Raw genomic sequence first — 22,696 nt, forward strand, 5'->3', positions numbered from 1 at the left:
GGACAGCGGCCGTTCTGTAGCCACTGCCCTGGTTAACGGTTGAACGTTACGATTTAATCGCGGCGTCACGAATAAAAACGCCGATCCAGGTTTTATCCTGTCAGGACTGCGACACCTTCAACGGCGGACGGTGATCGCCAGCGATCGTCTCGCCGAACGGACCGGTATTGGCGCTTGCCTTGTGGGTCTTGACCGGGTGGTTGAGCGGCAGGTTCGGCAGCACCAGCTCGCCGAACCTGTAGGCCTCTTCCAGATGCGGGTAGCCCGAGAAGATGAACGTATCGATGCCGATCTGGCGGTATTCGTCTATGCGCGCCTTGACCTGATCGGGATCGCCAACCAGCGCGGTCCCTGCCCCGCCGCGCACGAGACCAACACCGGCCCACAGGTTCGGGCTGATCTCCAGCTTGTCCTTGCTGCCGCCATGCAGCTTGCTCATCCGGCTCTGACCGACGGAATCCATCCGTTGGAAAACCTTCTGGGCTGCGGCAATCGTATCCTCATCGACATATTTGATCAGCTCGTCGGCAGCGGTCCATGCTTCCTTGGCCGTCTCGCGGACGATGACGTGAAGGCGGATACCAAAAGTCACCTCGCGGCCTTCGGCTTCTGCGAGCGCCCGCACTTCCGCAACCTTCTTCTCGACATCCTCGGGCGGTTCGCCCCAGGTCAGGTATTTGTCGATGGTGCGAGCCGCAACCTGCTGGCCGACGCCGGAAGAGCCGCCGAAATAAAGCGGCGGATGTGGCTCCTGAACCGGCTTGAACAGGAGTTTGGCATCCTCGATGTCGAAATGCTTGGTCTTCGTGGTCACATCTTCGCCGCGCAGCACGGCCTTGTAGATGTTGATGAACTCTTCGGTCACCTCGTAGCGTTCCTCATGGGAATAGTGGATGCCGTCGCCCTTGTTTTCGATCGGATCGCCGCCGGTGACGACATTGATTAACAGACGGCCGTTTGAAATACGGTCAAGTGTGGCAGTCATGCGGGCGGCAAGTGTCGGGCTGAGCAGGCCGGGCCGTACGGCGACGAGATAGCGCAGTCTCTCGGTCAAAGGTGCGAGCGCAGAGGCAACGATCCAGCTGTCTTCGCAACTGCGGCCGGTCGGGATCAGTACGCCGAAATAGCCAAGCGTATCGGCAGCCTGAGCGACTTGTTTCAGGTAATTGAGATCGACATTGCGGCCGCCGATCGATGTGCCGAGATAACGGCTATCGCCATGGGTCGGCAGAAACCAGAGAACGTCGATCTTTTCGGGAACGGTGCTCATAAGCGATTGTCTCCAGCATGTACGGATAGGAAATAGGTCATCGCCTAGTTTTTCCGGGATCGGCTTGGATCGCAAAATTATAATATCTATAAAGTTTGTCGTGTATGGAAAATCCGTTCGCGTTTGCAGCCTTCCTGAGGCGTTACGCCCAGCAGGCGAACAGCGCCCCAGTTAATGACAGGAAATGGCGAGGCGCAGGCCGGGAAATACCGCGCGGGGTGTCGGCTTGCCGGCGAGCAATTGCCCGATGTCAGCTCGCCTGCAGTTGCGGTAGCGATCGTGCGCCGATCAGCGTGGCCGCCGCATAGGTTTGCGTGACGATCTCCGGAACGAGATCGATATCGGGCAGTGAGCCGAGGCCAAGAGGTCCGACGGCAAAGAGGCCGGCTGGCCGGCCCTTCGGCGTCAACAATTCCCCGGCTGGATTGACTGCGAGTCCGAGGTCGAGCTCGTCGGTCGCCGCAAGGCCCGCCTCGAGGAGGTCGGCCACAACAGGATCCTTGAGGTCCGGCGACAGGCAGCGGCAGTCGATCACTTCGTCGGCGGCGAAATGGCTTTCCGCTGACTGGCCGGCCCAGCGGACCAGAAGGCCATCCGAATTGCGTTTGAGGGTTGTTCCGCGCCTGAGCTCGGTCAGGCCGCTGGCAAACTCTCGTTCCAGTCTTGCATGCACATCGGCGGGGAGCCGGTTTCTATGGCTGTCGTAGATGGCGCGCAGGTGCCGATTGAACTGCCGTTTTTCGCTCGGTGGCAGCGATGCCCACAGGGTGCGGGCGCGTTTGCGCAGGCCGTTCATCGCTGCCTGCCAACTCCAGCCATTTTCTTCGGCCTCGGCGCAGGCGTCGCGCACGAAACGGACGATGTTGCGCAGCTGCGACGGCATCGGCTGTGTCGGAAAGACCGCATCGGCCGGCATGCGCGTGTGCGGCTGCGGCAGGAAACCGCGGCGCGACAGGATGGTGATATGGCCGGTAAAGCCGCCATCACGCAATTGCAGAACCTGATCGACGGCGCGCAGTCCATTGCCCATGACGATCACATGCCGGCGCATCTCGGGGCGGTCAAGCAGAAGGGAGTCCATATCCTGCTCGGCCGTCTCCAACGGCGGCTTCAAACCGTAGCCGGTAGCAAGAACAACCGTGTCATAAATCCCCTTGCCGCCATCGGCCAGACTAAGCGTAAACTGGCCATTCTCGTTACGGCGGACATGGGTGATGCCCTCGTTGGACATTTGCACGGTCACGTCCGTCCGCTGCGCCAGCGCTTCGGAAAAACGCTGATAGACATAATCGCTGAACGTCGCCTTGGGCACGAAGATTTGACCAAATCCCGGAATTGCCGCCGAAACGGCTTCACGAAATGGGGCGTTCGCCTGCAGCCAGCGGGTAAAGTCCTTCGGCTCACCGGTCGAAACAGAGAGGTCCCGGGCGCGGCTATTGAGAATTTCGGTGGAGCGCGCCGTGGCCAGAGCCTGGCCGCCACTGATGATCGGGCGGGGATCGAACATGCGCAACCGGAATGGCTGGTTGACCGACTTCAACAGCGCTATGGCCATCATCAGGCCGGAAAAGCCGCGGCCGACGATGGCGATCTGCAACGGTTGATCGCTCCGCGGGCTGAAAGGCGACGAAAGACCATGAACCGTCATATCATTTCCTCTCCGCGTCATGCGGCTGGATGGTTGAACCTCGGCACCCCTACTCAAACGCCAGTTCATCAATATGCGGCATATTCTATGTATTTCATCATTTTAAACACGGAGACCCTATCGTTACAAGCCGTTTTCACGACCTATAAAAACGCAATATATTTCCGTTACTTAGTTACCAGACGTTGGAAGCGCGCTTCTTTCGCGAGAACTCGAAACAGCGTCGTAGGCGAGAAACGTCAGGGATCGGCGCGGCCTGCACGAAGCTTCTCAAACCGGCGCAGGAAGACGCCGATATCACTGCCGCTGCGTTGCAGCTGTCTCTTGCGGATGACCACACACATCACCCGGGCCGCCGTCGAAAACGTCATCTCGTCTAGCGCGCTATTGCTGCTCATGGGCTTGGTCAGCCGTTCGGTAATGGCGCTGACCATGTTGTTCGGCAGGATATCTGTGCAACCTCGCATATGATCGAATACCAGCCCGATCGGTACTGGCATGCCGAGATGGAAAACAAGGGGAACATCTGTCTCATCCCCCCAGTCGTCATAGGCTTCCAGTGCATCGCGAAAGAGCAGATGCAGCGTGATTGGGGCATGGCCTTCATGCAGTTCAGGTAAAAGGTTGCTCATCTGCACATCCTCATCGTCTTGAACGGTGGTTGGTGCCGACAGAAATCGACCTGACGTAAAAATGCAAGAGAAGACGGATTGTTCCCTCGTCCTTAAAACAATTTGCAGATTTTTGAAAAAAGGCCTTTCTCACTGGCGTCTGCATCAATGCAGTCCGCCGACACCAAGCAGCCGGTCTACCGCATCATGATCGGCGGCCAGTGCCTGTGGCGTGCCGCTCCAGGCCACTCTGCCCCGTTCGAGAACGATGACCTGATCGGCAAAATCAAGCGCGCTCTGGATGCGCTGCTCGACAAGCACGATAGTCATGTTGCCGGTGCTTGCCAGTTCGGAAAACGCCGTCATCAGTTCTTCGCAGATCACCGGCGCCAGCCCCTCCAGCGGTTCATCGAGCAACAGGACCGTGGGGCGGCCAAGGATGGTTCGCGCTGTCGATAGCATCTGTTGCTCGCCGCCGGAAAGCTGCGAGCCAAGGTTCCCCTTGCGCTCGAAAAGACGGGGGAACATCGCGTAGGCATCCTGAAGGTCACCTTTCGGCCGGTCCTTGAGGCCAACGAACAGGTTTTCCTCGACCGTCAATGTCGGAAATATGCACCGCGTCTGCGGGACATATCCGAGCCCGGTGCGGGCGCGCAGTGCACTTGAGATTGCGGTGACGTCGGTTGCGCCGATGCGGATGCGTCCGTCATAGCGTTTTGTCTGCCCGGCCAGGGTTGCCAGCAGCGTCGTCTTGCCCATGCCGTTGCGCCCCAGCACCGCCAGGCGCTGTCCGGCGGAAACCGAGAAGGAGACGTTTTCCAGAACCCGTGTCGGACCATAACCGGCAGACAGGTTTTCGACGTCAAGCGGCGTGGCTGGCATTGGCATAGCTCCCCAGATAGGCTTCCCGCACGGCGGCGTCCTTGGTGACGTCGGCGGGCGAACCGTCGAAGATGATGGTGCCGGCAGCCAGCACGATGACCCGCTTGGCAAAGCGGAAAACCAGATCCATGTCATGCTCGATCATCAGAACCGCAAGATCGGCGGGCAGATCGGCAAGTGCCTGTTCGATGCGGCCAGTTTCGCTCTGGGGCACACCGGCGGCCGGTTCGTCGAGCAACAGAACTTTCGGCTTGAGGGCCAGCGCCATGGCGATTTCGAGCAGGCGCTGCTGTCCATAGGCGATCTCGCTCACCTTGCGGTGCATCAGATCGGCCAAGCCGAGCTTTGCCAGCAGCACGCATGCTTCGTCCATGACGTCCGGCATCGACAGGAAGTTGCCGAACATCTTTCCAGCGCGTCCGTCCCGCTGCAGGATGGCCAGGGCGACATGTTCGGCCGGTGTCATCTGCTGAAACAGCCGTGTCACCTGAAAAGAGCGGACCAGCCCGCGGCGGACGCGGCCGATCGCGTCGATTTTGGTGACGGTTTCACCGTTGAGACGAACCTCGCCGGAATCTGGCCGAAGATTGCCGGTGACGAGATTGACGAAGGTGGTTTTCCCGGCGCCGTTCGGGCCGATCAGCGCCACCCGGTCGCCAGGCACCATCGACAGGGAGACGTCATTGGTGACCGTCAGGCCGCTGAAGGCTTTTTTCAGATTACGAACGTCGAAGACCGCGCTCATGCGCGTTTCTCCAGGCGGCGGGCAATGATGTCGGCCGCAGTGCCATAAAGCCCTTTCGGTGCGAACAGGACGACCGCGATCAAAAGAGCGCCGACCATTGTCAGCCAGTGGAAGGGATTGGCCGCAGAAACATAATCCTCAAACAACATGAAGACGACCGTACCTATCAGCGCGCCAAACAGCGATCCGGTGCCACCGAGAACCAGCATGACCAGCGCCTCGGCCGATTGGGTGAAGGACAGGCTGTCGAGACCGACGACCTGCGTAGAGATCGCATTCAGGGCGCCGCCGACGCCGGCGACGGCGCCGGAAATTACGTACATTTTCATCAGCATGGCCTTGGGCGAGGCGCCCAAGGCCATGATGCGCAGCGGATCTTCCTTGATACCACGGCAGAGCATGCCAAATGGCGAGCGCACCAGAAAACGCAACAGAACGAAAACTGCAAGCAGCAGAAAGACGCCGAAGATATAGGCTGTCTGGCCCCAGAGATCGAACTCGAAGCTGCCGAATAGCGGGTCGGGTGAAATTCCGGACAAGCCATCGCTTCCGCCCGTCCAGGACGAGGCCTTGTTGGCAAACTCATGGAAGAGATAGATCAACGAAATCGACAGGACGAGTTGCGGCAATCCGTGTGCCCGCAGGATGATGACGCCGCAGACCAGTCCGGCGATCGCGCCGCCAAGAGTGCCGGCAAGCGTCATCAGCAAAGGGTTTGTAACGCCGTAATGGGCGGCGGCGATCCCGGCAGCATAGGCGCCGGAGCCGAACAGGGCGGCGTGACCAAGCGTCGCGACGCCGCAATAGCCGGTGACCAGATCGAGCGACAGAACCAGCAGCGCGATGGCGATGATCCGTGTCAAAAGCGCCAGATTATCGGGAAACAGGAGATAGCCGACCGCAGATGCAGCGATGATCGCACCGATGCCGATCAGGTCTCGGCCGATGCCGCGACTTTGGGCGCGCGTCTTCGTGGCAGGTTGATGATTCATGATCAGTGTCATCCTAGCGTGCCCGTCCGGCAAGGCCACGCGGAAAAATGCAGATGATGGCGATGACCGCAAGGTAGAAGAAAAATTCGCCGAATTCCGGCATGAGGTAGCGGCCTGTCGTATCGATGCCGCCGAGCACGAGACACGCGAGAAGAGCTCCGGGGATGGAGCCGGCGCCGCCGACGGAAACGACGACCAGAAAGGTTACCATGTAGCGCAGGGCATAATATGGCTCGACCGGGAGCAACTCGGCACCCAGCACGCCGCCGAAGGCCGCGAGACCAACCGCAACAGCGAAACTGATCGCATAGATGATTTCCGTACGCACACCAAGGGCGGCAGCCATGGAGGCATTGTCGACGGAGGCGCGCAGCTTGACGCCGAACGCCGTTTTTTCGATCGCGTACCAAAGTCCGCCGGCGACGGCCAGACCACAGACAATGGCAAAAAGGCGGTGGACGGCGATAGAACGGAAGCCGAGGTCGGCTGAACCCTGCAGAGCGGGCGGCAACGGGATCGTCTTCAACGTCGGGCCGAAGACATAGTTGGCGATGCCGATAATGCAGAAGGTGATGCCGATGGTCATCAGCACCTGCGTCAGCTCAGGCGCACCATAAATTCGCCGGTAGAGCAGCCGTTCTATCGGGATTGAAATAATCACCGTGCCGACGACAGCAAGCAGCACGGCTGCGGCGTAACCGAGCCCAAGGTCTTGCGCTGCGTAGGAGGCAATGTAGCCGCCGATCATGGCAAAGGCGCCATGGGCCAAATTAACGACGCGCATGAGACCCATGGTGACCGAAAGGCCGATCGAAATGACGAAGAGCACCATTCCATAGGCAAATGCGTCGATGGCTATGCTGAAGACTGTCTGCATCGCGCGAATTCCATTTGGTTATTTGCGCGAGACGAGAGCCCTCCCCTCCCCCGCAATCGTAAAATCAGGGCGAGGTATCGGCATCACGGTCTGTTCCGCTATATGCCGATACGCTTTGCCGCCGGACGTTTACTTGACGGCCGCGAGCCCGGGATCGCCCTGCTTTTCGAACGTCTGGATTTCCTTGTTGTAATAGGAACCGTCATCCGCCTTCGTCACTTCGCGCAGGTAGATGTTCTGCGTAATATGACGTGATTCCGGATCGATCGAAACCGGGCCGCGCGGACTGATCCAGGACAGGCCCTTTACGGCATCGACGGCTTTCTGCGCATCCTGTTCTCCGCCCGTCGCTTCGATCATCTTATAGATGACGTTCATGCCATCAAAGGCTCCGACCGAAGGAAAGGAAAGCTCAGCAGGATTGCCGATCGCCTTGGAGGCGGCTTCGACGAATGCCTTGTTTTCAGGAGAATCGTGGGAAACCGCATAGTGGAACGTCGTCTGGATGCCCAGGGCAGCATCGCCAAGAGCCGGCAGATCAGATTCCTGTGTCAGGTCCCCCGGTGCGAAGAACTTGATGCCCGCAGCTTTGAGACCGTTTTCGTTGTAAGCCTTGACGAAACCGAGTGTCGTCGGACCGGATGGCAGGAAGGCGAAAACGCCCTGTGCGCCGGAATCCTTGATGCGCTGCATGATCGGGCTGAAGTCATTGGTGGAAAGCGGCATGCGGATCGCCTCGACGACCGCCCCGCCCTCTTTCTCGAAGCCGGCCTTGAAGGCGTTCTCGGCGTCGATGCCCGGGCCGTAGTCGCTGACTATGGAGATCACCTTGGCAACGCCGGCGTCGTGCGCGACCTTTGCGATAGGTGTAGAGGTTTGCCATGTAGTGAACGAAGTGCGCACGACAAGCGGGCTCTTGGTGACGATTGCCGATGTTGCGGCATTCATGACGATCAGGGGAACGTTGGCTTGCTTAAGGATCGGTGTGACAGCCATCGCATCGGGGGTGAAATAGAACCCGGCGAGATATTGCACCTTTTCCTTGACCACCAATTCCTGCGCCAGCGCCTTGGATTGGGCCGGATCAGCTGCCGGCAGATCACGGTAGATGATCTCGACAGTGTCGTCGCCGATCGTCGCGCCGTGCATCGCGATATAGGCGTCGATACCGGCCTTGAAGTTTTTGCCTTGCAGCGCGAATGGTCCGGAGAATGGACCGACGACACCGATCTTGATCGTGTCGGCATAGGCACCGCTACCCATGATGATGGCCGCAAACGCGGCGATGATGGCCCGTTTCATGATTCTCCTCCCTGAATGGCCGGCATGCTCCCAAAGAACCGGCACAAAATGACTGACAAAGCAGCTGCTTTCAGTTTGTCATGCCGAATGGTAATGTAAAATGAAATATCAAAGGGGATTCCATATGCATTTGATTATGGATCGGGGGCTTTGACCGCAGTGACCTGGACCTTAGCCGTTTACCGTTGCCTTCATTTTCTGAAGCAGGTTTGGGATAGTGAAGGGGTTAAAAATACGCGACAAAACGGTCGTTGTGACGGAGACTGAGAGGTGGACAGCAGTGAGTCGCCTTTGGCTCCCCTCCCGCTCATCGGTCAGGACGTCGCCGAAATCAAAATTACACACATGAATCATTTCCCTGCGTGTTTTTCACTCTGGCACATTTGCAAGAACAGGAACGCTTTGGATTCATAGGCGAAACGTGTCGGCAAGCGCTGCAGATTCAGTTTCTGACCTGCCCGGTGTAAGCAACTGTTAACCAATAACTTCTTGCACGAATCGTTGCGTTGCGTATCGTCACGGTTAAATCTCCCATCGGGCCATTTTACCGTGACGAAAGTTTTTCAACGTGAGCAATGCCATTCGAGCCACCAAGATTGAGCGGAAGACCGTCGATGAGACGATCGGAGATCATGCGGCAATCATCAGCTCGCAGCTCCAGGCGATCAGCGAAGCGCTTTTTCCGCCAACAGCAAACAAAACCTTGCGTAGGTTCACCTCCGGGGAGGCGGCGAAGCTGATGGGCGTTTCGGATTCGACGCTGCGCAAGATGACGCTCGCCGGCGAAGGGCCGCAACCCGATCTGACCAGCAACGGCCGCCGTCTCTACACCTTGCGCCAGATTAATGAATTACGCGAAAAGATGGCGCAAACGGCCCGTGGCAGGGAAGCTTATAATTTTGTGCCGCGCCGTGGTCACGATGATCATCTGCAGGTGATTGCCGTTACCAATTTCAAGGGCGGCTCCGGGAAGACGACCACCTCTGTTCATCTCGCCCAGTATCTTGCGCTGCAAGGCTATCGCGTCCTGGCTGTCGATCTCGATCCGCAGGCGAGCCTTTCGGCCCTGCTTGGCGTATTGCCGGAAACGGACGTGAAGTCCAACGAAACGCTCTACGCAGCAATCCGTTACGACGAAGAGAAGCGTCCCTTGGCCGACGTCATCCGCAATACGTATTTTGATGGGCTTGATCTGGTTCCGGGCAATCTTGAACTGATGGAGTTCGAGCACACGACGCCCCGCGCCCTGACGACAGGCGCCCGGGATGCTGATGGAATTTTCTTCACGCGCGTTGCGCGCGCCCTCGATGAAGTTGCCGACAATTACGATGTCGTCGTGATCGATTGCCCGCCACAATTGGGTTACCTCACGCTTAGCGGGCTTTGTGCCGCAACGTCGATGGTCGTAACTATTCATCCGCAGATGCTAGACGTTGCGTCAATGAGCCAGTTTCTTCTGATGACGCACGATCTGCTTGCGGTCGTTCGTGAAGCCGGCGGCGAGCTGAAGTACGATTTCATCCGTTATCTGCTCACCCGCTACGAGCCGCAGGATGCGCCGCAGACGAAAGTCGCCGCCCTCCTCCGCAATCTGTTCGATGACCACGTCATGACCAATCCGATGGTGAAGTCGGCTGCTGTCTCCGACGCCGGACTGACGAAGCAGACGCTCTACGAAATCGGCCGCGAAAATCTGACGCGCTCGACATACGACCGGGCCATGGAAGCGCTCGATTCCGTCAATGGCGAGATTGAATCGTTGATTCGCCAAGCATGGGGGCGTTCGCCAAAATGAGCTTGCTTCAAACATTGCGGGCGATGTGTTGGGAACTCCCAACGACAGGCTCTTATCATGCCAAGGCCTGTGATTGCGTGATGCCAAAGACGTTGCCTGCCGCCCAAACATCATCGTTGGGAACTCCCAACGGGCGCTCGTTACAATACAATGAAGGTGGCCCGCTGTGAGCCGAAAAGATACCGTCAACACGCTGTTCATGCGAAAGCCCGAAGGATCTGCGCCCGTTGCTGGCGTTGAAAAGAACACCGATCGCGTTCGTAGCGGTGCCATATCGGCAATGGGTGCATCGCTGCAGGAAATGACGGAAGGCGCACGTAGCGCTGCAAGATTGCAGGAGCAACTGGCGTCTGGTTCGTCGGTAGTCGACCTCGACCCCGCGCTGATCGACCACTCGTCGGTCAGCGATCGCATTTCCATCACCGTTGACCCGGGTTTCGAGTCTCTGGTCGACAGCATGCGCGAAAACGGCCAGCAGGTTCCCATCCTGGTGCGGCCGCAGCCGGCATCGCCCGGCCGTTTCCAGGTGGCATACGGCCGCAGGCGGCTTCGTGCAGCGGCCCTGCTTGGCCGCACGGTGCGCGCGATCGTCCAAACCTTGACCGATAACGAGCTTGTCATCGCGCAAGGAAAGGAGAACCTCGACCGGCAGGACCTTTCCTATATCGAGAAGGCCCAATTTGCCCGCCGTCTAGAAGATGGTGGTTACGATCGCGCCACGATCATGGCCGCACTTTCGACCGACAAGGCAGACCTCAGCCGCTACATCAGCATTGCCAGAAGCATCCCCGAATACCTTGTCCAGGCGATCGGACCGGCGCCAAAAGCCGGGCGCGCGCGCTGGGCGGCATTGGTGGATCGCGCCGAGCGCAAGCAGCATATGCTTGAAGCGCTGATCACCGGGCCGGATTTTCTTGCAGGCGATAGCGATGCACGCTTTAGCAGAGTTTTTGAAATGCTTGGAGCCGAGCCTGCAAAACGGAAGCCGAAGGCGCAGGAATGGAAAAGCCCGCAGGGGCGCAAGGCAGCACGCATAGAGCGCGACGATGTCCAGACGCGAATCGTGTTCGATGAACGTCAGGTGCCCGAGTTCGGCGGATATCTCGCCGATCGACTGGACGAACTTTATGCAGAATTTACGGCAAGCCTGAAACAGGGCGGCCGGCAATAGTTTATGCCGGGTCCCTGCAGGGCAGGGACCTTTAGATCAACCGCTATCGAAGGATAGTCACAAGGGAAAATTAGGCAAAGAAAAAGGCCCCCGAAATCTATTCCGGAAGCCCTTCTCGACTGTTTGGCGACTGAGAGAATCACACTTCCTGGAATCGTAGTCAAGTCTCTTCATCGAGATAGACGTCATTTCGACGTGCCGGATAGCTTTGTCCTTGCGAAAGGCAGAGGCGATGGAAAGTGGAAGTGTGACGACGCCCTTTGGGCGGCGGCCGATGACGCTTGGCATGTTGGCAAGCCAACTTGTGTCTCGGGATATTGAAGACGGTAAAAGCATCGATAAGTGGAAACTCTATCGGGCGCTATGCGAAGCCAGGCCGCTGATTGGCGTAACCGATCGCGCATTGGCGGTGATGAGTGCATTGCTCAGTTTCTACCCGAAAGACGAACTGTCCGAGACCAATGGTCTGGTCGTGTTCCCATCAAACGCGCAGTTATCTCTGCGATCCCACGGCATGACCGAACAGACGATCAGGCGTCACCTGGCGATTTTGGTCCAGGCCGGATTGATCGTCCGAAAAGACAGTCCGAATGGCAAGCGCTACGTGCGCCGGGGCAGTACGGGCGCTATCGACGATGCCTTCGGGTTTTCTCTTGCGCCATTGCTTGCGCGTGCCGACGAACTGGAGGAGTTGGCGGCCCAGGTGGTCGCCGAGCGGCTGCAGCTGCGGCGGTTGCGTGAACGGCTGACATTGTGCCGCCGCGATGTCACCAAGTTGATCGAGGCTGCGCTTGAGGAAGGCGCTAGCGGCAACTGGGAGATGGTCACGACCCATTTCCGGGCTCTAGTAACGGCAATTCCCCGCACACCGACGGTACTCGAAGTGACGACGGCGCTGGGTGAAATTGAAATGTTGCGCCAAGAGATCGTCAACCAATTGGAAATGCAGCTTAAAAGCAAAGATATAAGCGGCAATCCCTTCCAAAATGATCGGCACATACAGAATTCAAAACCAGAATCTATCTCTGAATTTGAACCTGCCAACGAACAACGGCAGGGCGAAAATTCAGAACCCGGACAACTGGTGCCAAAAACGGCGATGACGCGGCAAAAGCGTGATGGCTACGGCAAACCAAATAGCGGAGCTACAACGACCGGCGAGGGCGGACAAAATTCTTCGTCGGCAACTGGTAAGATGAAGGCCTTCCCGCTGGCCTTGGTACTCCAGGCTTGCCCGGAAATCATCCCCTACGGCTCCGGAGGAGCGATTTCAAACTGGCGAGACCTGATGGCGGCCGCAGTTGTCGTTCGGTCGATGCTTGGGGTGAGCCCGGATGCCTATCAGCAGGCTTGCGAAATACTCGGGGCGGAAAATGCAGCGACCGTGATTGCCTGCATTCTGGAGCGGGCAGGGCATATCAATTCGGCCGGCGGCTACCTGCGGGACCTGACAAGACGGGCGGAAAAGGGCGAATTCGCCATCGGCCCGATGATTATGTCGCTGGCGAGGGCGAATGGAAATTCTGTGAGAAGGGCCGGCTAGAAAGGGGTGATTAACCTTTATTTTCTATTGAAAAGGGGTGTGCCCATTGCGCGTGAATTATGAGTGAGCAGGTCCCTATGCGTCTTTCCCGAACCAACTTTTCGAACGGCTTCGATATCACTGGGGATCAGCCCGCAGATCCGGACAATCATTTGGGAAAAGCGGAGCCGCAACGCCGTATCTACGGTGCTCCTGCCGATGTGAAAAGCGCCGAAGGTCCCTTTGAGGCGGACACCGATGCGATGGCAGAAATCGAGGGGCGAGGGGAGGCACCCGTTTGGCAAAGCGCTTTTGTGCTTGGCCCGAACGTACGGTTCACCCGAACCCCGGAGAGTGTCTATTCGAAGCGGCCGGCCGGCGAGGCTGGGAAGGAAGCGGAAAAGATTGGCCCGGCTGAGCAACCGGTTACCGAAGTCGCGGAAACTGTCGCCGTAATCGAAGACCATTTGCCTGTTATCGAGCCTGTTCTTGACGAAACGCCGGTTGTTTCCGTAATTCAACTGCTTTCGCTGCGGCTCAGGCAGGAACTCGAAACATCGCTGAATGAAGCTCCTGCGGTGGAATATGCAGGTCTTGCGGGTATCGATCTGGCTTGTTTTCCGGCCGGAGAAGAGCCTGTGGTCGGAGATCTGTCAGAAACGACGGTCAAACGGGGCGGATCCTTCCTGTACGTGTCCGACGAAGTGTTCTGGGACACCCTGGACTTGGAAGCCGATATCAACGCTCTGGCGCCGGTCATGCATTGGCAGCCTCCACAGGTTGTTTCCCTCGCAGGTTCGGTAACGGAACTCTACCGCGAAATCGGTGTTAAGGCGGTCGACCGTCACGTTGCTGCAACGGTCAGCAGCAGGCCTGCATCCATCGACACGCCTTTACCGATTGTCGAAGTAGAAATCCGGCCGGTTGTTGCCGAGGTCGCGAGCCCTGTCGAACCCGTGCGTATCGTTAAGCCGCCGGTGGCGATTTCCAGACCGATCCGGGCAGTTCGGCCAGATACCTTTGTGGCCATACCGGAAATGACGACGGAGCCTGGTGCAGCCGAATATGTCTTTCCCCCGGTAGACCTCCTGCAGGAGCCGTCGGTTCAGGAAACTGCGGTAATCACCCAGGAAGCCCTGGAACAGAGTGCCGGCCTGCTCGAAAGCGTGCTCGAGGATTTTGGCGTCCGCGGCGAGATCATCGACGTCCGCCCAGGCCCCGTCGTTACGCTTTACGAATTCGAACCGGCGCCCGGTGTGAAATCCTCGCGTGTCATCGGTCTTTCTGACGATATCGCCCGCTCGATGTCGGCTCTGTCGGCGCGTGTTGCCGTTGTCCCAGGCCGCAATGTCATCGGTATCGAGTTGCCGAACCCGGTGCGTGAAACGGTGTATTTCCGCGAACTGATCGAGTCGGAGAACTACCAGGAGACGCGTTTCAAGCTCGCGCTTTGCCTTGGCAAGACCATCGGCGGTGAACCGGTCATCGCCGAACTTGCAAAAATGCCGCATCTTCTCGTCGCCGGCACGACGGGCTCCGGTAAATCCGTCGCCATCAACACGATGATCCTGTCCTTGCTCTACCGGCTGAAGCCGGAGGAATGCCGGCTGATCATGGTTGACCCGAAAATGCTGGAATTGTCTGTCTATGACGGCATCCCGCATCTCCTGACGCCTGTCGTGACAGACCCGAAAAAGGCGGTGATGGCGTTGAAATGGGCCGTGCGGGAAATGGAAGACCGCTATCGCAAGATGTCGCGGCTCGGTGTGCGCAATATCGATGGCTATAACACGCGCGCCGCTTTGGCGCGCTCAAAGGGCGAAACGATCCTGTGCAGCGTCCAGACGGGCTTTGATCGCTCGACCGGCGAACCAATCTTCGAACAAGAGGAAATGGATCTCGCGCCGATGCCCTATATCGTCGTCATCGTCGATGAGATGGCCGATCTGATGATGGTTGCCGGCAAGGAGATCGAAGGCGCCATCCAGCGTCTGGCCCAGATGGCGCGAGCTGCCGGTATCCACCTGATCATGGCAACCCAACGCCCCTCGGTCGATGTCATCACCGGCACGATCAAGGCCAATTTCCCGACCCGGATTTCGTTCCAGGTCACGTCGAAGATCGACAGCCGTACCATTTTGGGCGAGCAGGGGGCCGAGCATCTGCTGGGGCAGGGGGACATGCTGCACATGGTGGGTGGCGGCCGGATCGCCCGTGTGCACGGGCCGTTCGTCTCCGACGAGGAGGTCGAAAAGGTTGTCGCACATCTGAAGACGCAGGGGCGACCGGAATATCTCGGTACGGTGACAGAGGATGCCGAGGAAATCGATGGGCCGGCGGACGAAGACGCTGCGGTTTTCGACAAGGGCGCAATGGCGGAGGAAGACGGCAACGACCTCTACGACAAAGCCGTAAAGGTCGTACTGCGCGACAAGAAATGCTCGACATCCTATATCCAGCGGCGCCTTCAGATCGGTTACAACAGAGCCGCGTCGCTGGTAGAACGGATGGAGCGGGAGGGGCTGGTCGGATCGGCAAACCATGTTGGCAAGCGTTCGATCCTGTCAGCCGGCCGCGAAGTCGCAGAAATGCCCACTGGTGACGAGGAATAGATCGAGACGGGCCCGTGAGATGACGGCGGGGGAGGGGCATCGTGAATCCCGGTTCCGGACCGGTCTGCAGGATACGTTTTGTTCATTGGGATTAAATTGCCGGTGGACAGGTGGTACTTTCATTAGGAATGAGGAAAGATAGAGTTTCATCCGGCTATGCCATGGTGGAGTTGATTCCTAAAGCGATGAAGGCAATTGCCCCCAGCGACTGCACAGAGGTTTAACAACTGATAATGCAACATTATCGGTCATTATGGGGCGGAGACATAGGGTGCGGTTCTATCGCCCCTGTTGGTCGTAAAGCGCTCAACGCAACTTTGGTTTGATTACGGTTTCGCCAAGCCGACAGCCGGTCGCGCATCCGGGATGTTGATGAGTGCACGGTCTTTCGGGGCAGGGGAGGTGGAGCTGCACGATTCAGCCTGCTAAGACACGCCGATGATCAGCCTGACCAAAATGCGCGAACTCACTATCAAGGCGCCCTCCGCCAGGAGGCGGCCCTTGCATGTCAGCGCGGCAAGCGGGCTCGTGTCTGTCGGTTCGACCCTCTACGTCATCGCCGACGACGAGCTTCACCTGGGTGTGTTTTCGACAACCGAGCCTGAACCCGGTGATCTGATCCGCCTCTTTGAGGGCGCTCTGCCGGACACTAAGGCCGAGCGGAAGCGCCGAAAGCCTGACCTGGAGGCGCTTGTCCTCATTCCGGCCTTCCGGAATTTTCCGCATGGCGCCATCCTGGCCATGGGCTCGGGTTCGAGGCCAAACCGTCGTCGCGGCGCTCTGCTCGGGCTCGACGTCAACGGCGCAGTCTGTGGTGCGCCTCGTGAACTGGATCTGTCTCCCATTCTCGGTCCACTCAAAGATGCGTTCCCTGAACTCAACATCGAGGGCGCCGTTGTTTTTGGCGATGAGTTGCGCCTGTTCCAGCGCGGCAACAAGCAGCAGGCCGACAACGCCATCATCCGCTATCCGCTTTCGCGCGTTCTCGCTGCTTTGCAAAGATTAGGCGCCGATACCATCGTACCTTCGGCGATCCATCGGCTGGACCTCGGTTCGATCGGGGGCGTTCCCTTCAGCTTTACCGACGCAGCCGCTCTGCCCAACGGGGACATGGTGTTCTGCGCTGTCGCGGAAGATACCGAAGATGCCTATCGCGATGGACCCTGCATCGCAGCTGGCATCGGCATTGCCGACAACAATGGGCACATTGTCTCCTTCCAGCACCTTGACCGGCCGTACAAGGTAGAGGGCATTAACGCCCGGCAGGACGGCGATCGACTGAATCTACTGCTTGTCACCGATGCCGACGACCCCGGAATGCCGGCGGCATTGTTTTCCACTTCTATCCCGAAGTAGCTGCGGTCCCTTGAACTGCGCCAGCGGTTTCGCCGAGACCAATGCGGGGCTGGCTTACTCCGAAGCCGCGCCGGCTACACCTGCTAGGGTTAAACGGCCAGCGGCGACTGTCTGACAGGTTAATGTCCTATGGGCTGGAGCGGAAATCATTTCCGCTTCGCGCCTTCATTTCGGTCACAGACACCATGATCGCGTCTGCCCAAAGGCGTACATTTTCTTGGCGCCGCTTCGCATTTTAGTAGTTCAGACCTTCGGTCAGTACTTGGTGCCGCCGACTACATTAGCAGTTTGTCGCCCAGCCAGCACAGTGCTAACGTAGTTCTGTTCGTCTCAGCGAAATGAGAAATCGCCATGCCTGAGAATTCGGCAGTCCCCCCAGACGCACTGGTTTTTATCGTTGACGACGATATCTCGGTCCGCGAGTCGGTAGAAGAGTTGATCCAATTTCAGGGTTGGCACGCATTGACGTGCGCTTCAGCAGAGGAATTTCTCTCCCAAGCGATACCTGACGTTCCTAGTTGCTTAGTCCTCGATATCTCCCTCCCTGATCTCACCGGTCTTGATCTTCAAGACCGCATTTCGGCGGACCGGTCAGAGATGCCGATCATCTTCATCACCGGATATGGTGACGTGCCAACCTCGGTTAGGGCGATGAAGGCTGGAGCGGTGGAATTTTTGACGAAGCCGTTTTCGGATGATGTATTAATAAGCGCTGTTCGCCAGGCGATCGGCCATAGTGCCGCTGCCCTTGCAGATCGTGCCTCACTTCAGGATATCAAGGATTGTTTTAACTCCTTGAGCCGGCGTGAGCGGGAAGTCATGGCTCTCGTCGTTGTCGGCTTCTTGAACAAGCAGATTGGTTTCAAGCTGGGTATTAGCGAAATCACCGTTAAGGCTCATCGCGGCCAGGTGATGCGGAAGATGAAGGCAAAATCGTTGCCGGATCTTGTCAACATGAGCGGACGCTTGCGATAAACTCAAGCGCGCCTTAGGGCGCTAACTAACGGTACCGCGGGGCGACCTCCTTTCGCGATAAATAGGGAGCCATGGCCAAACGGGCTTCATTGCACGTGAGCCAAAGCCGTTCTTCCGCTAGAGGTGGGATAGTCGCCACCTCACGCTTGTCAAATCCAACAAGGGCAGCATCGACCAGATCGCCCGTATCCATGACTGCCTCTGGACGATGGCGTCGACGTCTTTGCCTGAGCGCTCCCAGATTTCGGTGCGGGTTGCTCCTGGCAGGACGACCTGGATTTGAACATTTCCTGATGTCATCTTCCGCGCCATCGACAGGCTGAGATTGAGCAGATAGGCCTTCGATCCGCTATAGACGCCGTCCAGAAACTCCGGGGCGAATGCCAGCACTGAAGCTATGTTAATGATAGCGCCGGCCTTAGGTTCACAAAAGCTCTGCCTGCGGCGGCGCTGCGATCTGCGGATGGTTCAATGGATCTATACCGATACCTTAGGACAATGGACTTTTGCACGCACTGGCTGCATGGTGTTCGTTAGAAGTCCTGAAAGGACTGCCATGAACAACCCGCTTAGCCATGTCGTTGACGCGCTCCCCGGACTGGTTTGGACTGCTCATGCCAATGGTCAAGCCGACTTTTTGAACAAACGCTGGCTTGAATACACCGGCCTGGTGCGTGAGGAGGCACTAGGCACCGGTTGGCATTCGTGTGTCCATCCCGAGGATCTGGCTGAATTCCTGGCAAGCTGGGAGCGTATGGTCGTATCAGGCGAAGCGGGAGAATTCGAAGCGCGTATGCGGCGCTTCGACGGCGTGTATCGGTGGTTCAACATTCGCGCCAATCCACTCCTCGACCCGAACGACAAGATAATACAATGGTGTGGAATAAACTCGGATATCGACAACCGAAAACGGACCGAGACGATCGGACGCGAACTCCAGGACCGCTATCGCTCGATCGTCGACGGGTTGCCGTCAATAGTCACCCTTTTATCCCCCGACGGTCACGTCGAACATGCCAATAGGCACATGCTTGAATATCTCGGCACCACCAGCGAGGAGATGCGCGGGCGTGCGGTTGGCCAGGCTTTTCACCCCGAAGATCGACCCGAGGTATTAAAGCGGTGGGAACGCTCTGCGGCATCAGGACAGCCATATGATTTCGAGGCTCGTCTCCGGCGCGCAGACGGAGCTTATCGGTGGTTTCACACGCAAGGATGCCCGTTGCGAAACTCAGATGGCGAGATCTCCGTTTGGTACTTTCTGCAGACCGATATCGAGGACCGCAAACGCGCGGAAGCACTGCTGTTCGGCGAGAAGCAACTGCTCGAAATGGTCGCAAGAGGTGACTCTTCACCCGCTGTGCTAGATGCGCTTTGCCGACTGGTCGAAAGCACTGCTGATGGCTGCTACTGTAGCGTTATCCTAGCGGACCAGAGCGGACAGCGCGTTGAACAGGGTGCAGCTCCCAGTATCCCTGCCGCATTTATTGATGCCCTAATCGGCAGACCGATCAACGCCGAGTCTGGACCTTGCGGGATGGCGACGTTTTTGAAAGAGCAAGTCACTTCGGAGGATATCAGCACCGAAACGCGCTGGCCGACCTGGTGCCCTGTCGCTATGGAACACGGCCTTATGGCCTGTTGGTCAACCCCGATTTCATCATCGACCGGCAGGGCGTTAGGCGCCTTCGCAATCTATCACAGGGAGCCAAGCACGCCCACCTCAGTCCTTCGAGAACTGATTGAGCAGTTTGCTCATATTGCCAGCATTGCGGTCGAAGGCTTGCAGAGCGGAGCTGCCCTCAAGCGAAGCGAGGCATGGTTGCGCGAAGCGCAACACTTGAGCTCGACCGGAAGCTGGTACTGGCGAGTAGCGACAGACACGTTGGAATTTTCCGAGCAGACCTGCGTCATCTATGAACTTGATCCGCTTCAGACCATTACGCTCGACGTCATCGCATCGCGCATACACCCCGAGGATCTTCCCATTCTTCAGGAGATGATCGATATCGCGCGAGGCCCGGCCGATGACCTGGACTACCTTTACCGCGCGCAGATGCCGGATCTCTCCGTAAAACACCTTCATCTCGTTGCTCACGGCTCATATGATAAAAACGGTCAGCTTGAGTATATCGGCGCCATTCAGGATGTGACGCAGCGCCATTTGGCTGAGGAAGCTCTTGGACGAGCCCGGTCCGAGTTGGCTCATGTCGCCCGCGTTACGACACTTGGCGTTTTGACTGCATCGATTGCCCATGAGGTCAATCAGCCCCTGCTGGGGATCGTTACCAACGCGAGCACTTGCCTTCGCATGCTGGCTGCAGACCCACCGAACATCGAGGGTGCGCGCAGGACTGCCGAACGGTCCATCCGCGACGGCCATCGTGCAGCCGATGTTATAACTCGATTGCGCTCGCTTTTTGGCACTAAGGAAACGACGACAGAACCCGTCGACCTCAACGAAGCGGCAAGGGAAGTCATAGCGCTCACTTCGAGTGAACTGCAGCGCGCTCGCGTGAACTTGCAAGCCGATCTCGCGGGCAAGCTGCCACTCGTTTCTGGGGATCGTGTGCAGTTGCAGCAGGTCATCCTCAATCTATTACTCAACGCTTGCGACGCAATGAGCGAGGTTCATGACCGACCTAGAAAACTCATAATTCAGACCCAGCATCAAGCAGACGACAGGGTTAACCTCTCCGTTCAGGATGTCGGAATTGGCCTGGAATGGCAGGATCTTGAAAAGCTGTTCGAGGCGTTCTACACCACCAAAGAGACAGGAATGGGCATGGGGTTGTCCGTTAGCCGTTCAATCATCGAAAGTCACTCCGGGGTTTTGTCTGCGGTGCCAAATAACGGCCCTGGAGCGACTTTCTCGTTCTCGCTACCAGTCTCGGAGAACAATGCATCCGTCGGTAAGACCTTCGTTCGTGTCCCGCCATTAAAATTCGTAGACGTTTCAAGGCATCCGCAATGAATGAATATCCGCTTGTTTCCATTGTCGATGACGATGAGTCTGTCAGGGATTCCCTGCCTGACTTGGTTATTGAGCTTGGCTTTGCAGCGCGAGCTTTCTCGTCCGCAGAAGAGTTTCTCGGCTCAGAGGATCAGGGTAGGACTGGTTGCCTCGTGCTTGATATCGCAATGCCGGGAATGTCGGGTCCGGAGCTCCAGGAAGAGTTGAAGCGAAACAAGATTGACATTCCGATTATATTTATCACCGCTCATGGCGACGACAACGTTCGGCCTTTGATGATGGCGCGCGGGGCGGTAGAATGCCTATTCAAGCCGTTCACCGACCTCGCCCTGCTTGACGCCCTCAACGCGGCATTTCATAGATCCTAATTGTTCCTTGCTGGGACGAACGCTCTGCACGACACGCCCAATGTCACGCAAATCCGCCCGGTCGTCGCAAGCTAGACGTCCTTCAAACAATGGTAAAAGCAATGCTTTAGTATCGCCGACACCATCGTTCAATATATCTTGCTCCGTCGCCATGATCTGAATAGCTCAGCGTTTGCATGATGCAAACAGCATTCACATAAGGTGAGGAGCATCGGCATGACTGCGACAACATTTCCACAAACAAGACGGGATTTTCTTTCGGCCTCGGCAGCCACGTCTGTCGCACTCTTGGCGAGCACAACTGCATTCAGCATGTTGTCGCCGCAAGTAGCCATCGCTGCAACGAGTGGCGCGATACGTCCGTTTCATATCGACGTTCCGGAAGCTTCGCTCGCCGACTTGCGCCGTCGCGTCCAGGCCACACGATGGCCGGACCGTGAAACAGTTAACGATCGATCACAAGGCGTGCAACTGGCGAAGCTCAAGCCGCTGGTCGAATATTGGGGAACTGGCTACGACTGGCGAAAAGTTGAGGCGAAGCTCAACGCTCTGCCGCAGTTCATCACGGAGATCGACGGGCTGGATATCCAGTTCGCACATATCCGCTCGCCGCACGAACAGGCTATGCCGATGCTCATGACGCACGGTTGGCCGGGCTCAATCATCGAACTGCTGAAGGTCATCGAGCCGCTGACCAACCCAACCGCTCACGGCGGCCGCGCCGAGGACGCCTTCCATCTCATTCTTCCTACGATGCCGGGATACGGCTTTTCCGGCAATCCGACGACCACGGGATGGAGCCCGGCCCGGATGGCAACCGCTTTCCACGAACTCATGCTGCGACTTGGCTATCCGAAGTATGTTTCTCAAGGTGGCGACTGGGGTGCAATTATCTCGGAAATTCTTGCGGTCCAGGCTCCCGAAGGGCTGCTCGGCATCCACATCAACATGCCAGGTACCTTGCCGCCGGACGTGCTGCGACACCTGCTTAACTTCGACCCAGCGCCGACGGAACTCTCTGATCGGGAGAAGATCGCTTATGACCGACTGCTGCATTTCTACCGCGACGGCTTCGGATACGCCGCGATGATGAACCAGAGCCCGCAAACAATTGGTTATGCCTTGGCTGACTCGCCAGTGGCGATGGCGGCATACTACTACGACAAGTTCGCTGAGTGGACCGACACGGGCGGCGAACCTGAAAAGGTCCTCACCAATGACGAGATGCTCGACGCGATCTCCCTTTATTGGCTGACGAACACGGGGACATCCTCATCACGGTCATATTGGGAGGGCGCCCAAGCCGGCGGTGGTCCATTCAATGCGTTTGACATCCCAACGTTGCCAGTCGCGGTCACAGTTTTCCCTGCGGAAATATACCGTGCGCCAAAAAGCTGGGGCGAAAAAAGCTTCGGCAATATCATCCACTGGAACGAAGTCGAGAAGGGCGGCCATTTCGCCGCATGGGAACAGCCACAACTTTTCTCAGCCGAGCTGAGGACCGCCTTCAAGTCCCTCCGCTCATCGATCTGAGCACCTGACGGCGCCGACCTTGGTGGGCGCCGTCGAACAAATAAGGGTCGCCGCTCCGTCGCC

18 protein-coding genes are annotated in these 22,696 nt (G+C 57.8%); 9 read left to right on the forward strand and 9 right to left on the reverse strand.

Going from position 1 to position 22,696, the window contains the following annotated elements; genetic code table 11:
* Positions 1 to 100: 100 nt before the first annotated feature.
* The 8 genes from ssuD to ACP7BS_RS17810 form a co-directional block, all read right to left on the reverse strand.
* The gene (ssuD, locus tag ACP7BS_RS17775; RefSeq protein WP_426239168.1) at positions 101 to 1,270 is read right to left on the reverse strand and encodes an FMNH2-dependent alkanesulfonate monooxygenase; all 1,170 of its coding nucleotides are present in this window, start codon (positions 1,268 to 1,270) and stop codon (positions 101 to 103) included.
* A 250-nt stretch (positions 1,271 to 1,520) separates the two neighbouring features.
* Positions 1,521 to 2,918 (reverse strand): FAD/NAD(P)-binding protein, encoded by a 1,398-nt coding sequence (locus ACP7BS_RS17780; protein WP_426239169.1) that lies wholly within the window; start codon positions 2,916 to 2,918, stop codon positions 1,521 to 1,523.
* 239 nt (positions 2,919 to 3,157) lie between these two features.
* Entirely contained in the window at positions 3,158 to 3,550 is a 393-nt protein-coding gene (locus ACP7BS_RS17785) for a hypothetical protein (protein WP_426239170.1), read from the reverse strand.
* 144 nt (positions 3,551 to 3,694) lie between these two features.
* Positions 3,695 to 4,411: an ABC transporter ATP-binding protein gene (locus tag ACP7BS_RS17790; RefSeq protein ID WP_426239171.1), complete on the reverse strand. Its 717-nt coding sequence runs from the start codon at positions 4,409 to 4,411 to the stop codon at positions 3,695 to 3,697.
* Positions 4,392 to 5,156 carry an ABC transporter ATP-binding protein gene (locus ACP7BS_RS17795; RefSeq protein ID WP_426239172.1) on the reverse strand — a complete coding sequence of 255 codons (765 nt, stop codon included), beginning with the start codon at positions 5,154 to 5,156 and terminating at the stop codon, positions 4,392 to 4,394. Before ACP7BS_RS17795 ends, ACP7BS_RS17790 begins: the two co-directional genes overlap by 20 nt.
* Complete coding sequence (locus ACP7BS_RS17800; RefSeq protein ID WP_426239173.1) at positions 5,153 to 6,160, reverse strand: branched-chain amino acid ABC transporter permease; 1,008 nt, start codon at positions 6,158 to 6,160, stop codon at positions 5,153 to 5,155. Before ACP7BS_RS17800 ends, ACP7BS_RS17795 begins: the two co-directional genes overlap by 4 nt.
* Position 6,161: 1 nt before the next feature.
* Positions 6,162 to 7,025: a branched-chain amino acid ABC transporter permease gene (locus tag ACP7BS_RS17805; protein ID WP_426231542.1), complete on the reverse strand. Its 864-nt coding sequence runs from the start codon at positions 7,023 to 7,025 to the stop codon at positions 6,162 to 6,164.
* Positions 7,026 to 7,154: 129 nt separating this feature from the next.
* Complete coding sequence (locus ACP7BS_RS17810) at positions 7,155 to 8,327, reverse strand: ABC transporter substrate-binding protein (RefSeq protein ID WP_426231541.1); 1,173 nt, start codon at positions 8,325 to 8,327, stop codon at positions 7,155 to 7,157.
* Between the two features lie 568 nt (positions 8,328 to 8,895).
* On the opposite strand from ACP7BS_RS17810, the gene repA reads away from it, so the two are divergent.
* The 6 genes from repA (at position 8,896) to ACP7BS_RS17840 (ending at position 17,758) form a co-directional block, all read left to right on the forward strand.
* Positions 8,896 to 10,122, forward strand: a complete 1,227-nt coding sequence (repA, locus tag ACP7BS_RS17815; RefSeq protein WP_426231540.1) for a plasmid partitioning protein RepA — start codon at positions 8,896 to 8,898, stop codon at positions 10,120 to 10,122.
* A 166-nt stretch (positions 10,123 to 10,288) separates the two neighbouring features.
* Entirely contained in the window at positions 10,289 to 11,293 is a 1,005-nt protein-coding gene (repB, locus tag ACP7BS_RS17820) for a plasmid partitioning protein RepB (protein ID WP_426239174.1), read from the forward strand.
* Between the two features lie 232 nt (positions 11,294 to 11,525).
* Positions 11,526 to 12,836 (forward strand): plasmid replication protein RepC, encoded by a 1,311-nt coding sequence (gene repC / locus ACP7BS_RS17825; RefSeq protein WP_426239215.1) that lies wholly within the window; start codon positions 11,526 to 11,528, stop codon positions 12,834 to 12,836.
* 77 nt (positions 12,837 to 12,913) lie between these two features.
* On the forward strand, positions 12,914 to 15,427 hold the full coding sequence (locus ACP7BS_RS17830) for a DNA translocase FtsK (protein ID WP_426239175.1): 2,514 nt from the start codon (positions 12,914 to 12,916) through the stop codon (positions 15,425 to 15,427).
* A 438-nt stretch (positions 15,428 to 15,865) separates the two neighbouring features.
* A complete protein-coding gene (locus ACP7BS_RS17835; protein ID WP_426239176.1) occupies positions 15,866 to 16,783 on the forward strand; it encodes a DUF6929 family protein in 918 nt (305 codons plus the stop codon).
* Positions 16,784 to 17,134: 351 nt separating this feature from the next.
* A complete protein-coding gene (locus tag ACP7BS_RS17840) occupies positions 17,135 to 17,758 on the forward strand; it encodes a response regulator transcription factor (RefSeq protein WP_426239177.1) in 624 nt (207 codons plus the stop codon).
* Between the two features lie 117 nt (positions 17,759 to 17,875).
* Here ACP7BS_RS17840 and ACP7BS_RS17845 read toward each other — a convergent pair whose 3' ends face one another.
* The gene (locus ACP7BS_RS17845; RefSeq protein ID WP_426239216.1) at positions 17,876 to 18,223 is read right to left on the reverse strand and encodes an SDR family NAD(P)-dependent oxidoreductase; all 348 of its coding nucleotides are present in this window, start codon (positions 18,221 to 18,223) and stop codon (positions 17,876 to 17,878) included.
* Between the two features lie 91 nt (positions 18,224 to 18,314).
* On the opposite strand from ACP7BS_RS17845, the gene ACP7BS_RS17850 reads away from it, so the two are divergent.
* The 3 genes from ACP7BS_RS17850 to ACP7BS_RS17860 all read left to right on the forward strand — a co-directional run bounded on the left by ACP7BS_RS17850 (position 18,315) and on the right by ACP7BS_RS17860 (position 22,633).
* Positions 18,315 to 20,732 (forward strand): PAS domain-containing protein, encoded by a 2,418-nt coding sequence (locus ACP7BS_RS17850; RefSeq protein WP_426239178.1) that lies wholly within the window; start codon positions 18,315 to 18,317, stop codon positions 20,730 to 20,732.
* Positions 20,729 to 21,100: a response regulator transcription factor gene (locus ACP7BS_RS17855; protein ID WP_426239179.1), complete on the forward strand. Its 372-nt coding sequence runs from the start codon at positions 20,729 to 20,731 to the stop codon at positions 21,098 to 21,100. Before ACP7BS_RS17850 ends, ACP7BS_RS17855 begins: the two co-directional genes overlap by 4 nt.
* 216 nt (positions 21,101 to 21,316) lie before the next feature.
* Complete coding sequence (locus tag ACP7BS_RS17860) at positions 21,317 to 22,633, forward strand: epoxide hydrolase family protein (RefSeq protein WP_426239180.1); 1,317 nt, start codon at positions 21,317 to 21,319, stop codon at positions 22,631 to 22,633.
* Positions 22,634 to 22,696: the final 63 nt, after the last annotated feature.

The organism is Pararhizobium sp. DWP1-1-3, assembly GCF_049896125.1.
Classification (GTDB): domain Bacteria; phylum Pseudomonadota; class Alphaproteobacteria; order Rhizobiales; family Rhizobiaceae; genus Pararhizobium.

Coding starts and splice junctions, on each gene's coding strand:
- ssuD (WP_426239168.1), bottom strand. CDS start 1,270: ATGAGCACCGTTCCCGAAAAGATCGACGTTCTCTGGTTTCTGCCGACC.
- ACP7BS_RS17780 (WP_426239169.1), bottom strand. CDS start 2,918: ATGACGGTTCATGGTCTTTCGTCGCCTTTCAGCCCGCGGAGCGATCAA.
- ACP7BS_RS17785 (WP_426239170.1), bottom strand. CDS start 3,550: ATGAGCAACCTTTTACCTGAACTGCATGAAGGCCATGCCCCAATCACG.
- ACP7BS_RS17790 (WP_426239171.1), bottom strand. CDS start 4,411: ATGCCAGCCACGCCGCTTGACGTCGAAAACCTGTCTGCCGGTTATGGT.
- ACP7BS_RS17795 (WP_426239172.1), bottom strand. CDS start 5,156: ATGAGCGCGGTCTTCGACGTTCGTAATCTGAAAAAAGCCTTCAGCGGC.
- ACP7BS_RS17800 (WP_426239173.1), bottom strand. CDS start 6,160: ATGACACTGATCATGAATCATCAACCTGCCACGAAGACGCGCGCCCAA.
- ACP7BS_RS17805 (WP_426231542.1), bottom strand. CDS start 7,025: ATGCAGACAGTCTTCAGCATAGCCATCGACGCATTTGCCTATGGAATG.
- ACP7BS_RS17810 (WP_426231541.1), bottom strand. CDS start 8,327: ATGAAACGGGCCATCATCGCCGCGTTTGCGGCCATCATCATGGGTAGC.
- repC (WP_426239215.1), top strand. CDS start 11,526: ATGGAAAGTGGAAGTGTGACGACGCCCTTTGGGCGGCGGCCGATGACG.
- ACP7BS_RS17830 (WP_426239175.1), top strand. CDS start 12,914: ATGCGTCTTTCCCGAACCAACTTTTCGAACGGCTTCGATATCACTGGG.
- ACP7BS_RS17835 (WP_426239176.1), top strand. CDS start 15,866: ATGATCAGCCTGACCAAAATGCGCGAACTCACTATCAAGGCGCCCTCC.
- ACP7BS_RS17840 (WP_426239177.1), top strand. CDS start 17,135: ATGCCTGAGAATTCGGCAGTCCCCCCAGACGCACTGGTTTTTATCGTT.
- ACP7BS_RS17850 (WP_426239178.1), top strand. CDS start 18,315: ATGAACAACCCGCTTAGCCATGTCGTTGACGCGCTCCCCGGACTGGTT.
- ACP7BS_RS17855 (WP_426239179.1), top strand. CDS start 20,729: ATGAATGAATATCCGCTTGTTTCCATTGTCGATGACGATGAGTCTGTC.
- ACP7BS_RS17860 (WP_426239180.1), top strand. CDS start 21,317: ATGACTGCGACAACATTTCCACAAACAAGACGGGATTTTCTTTCGGCC.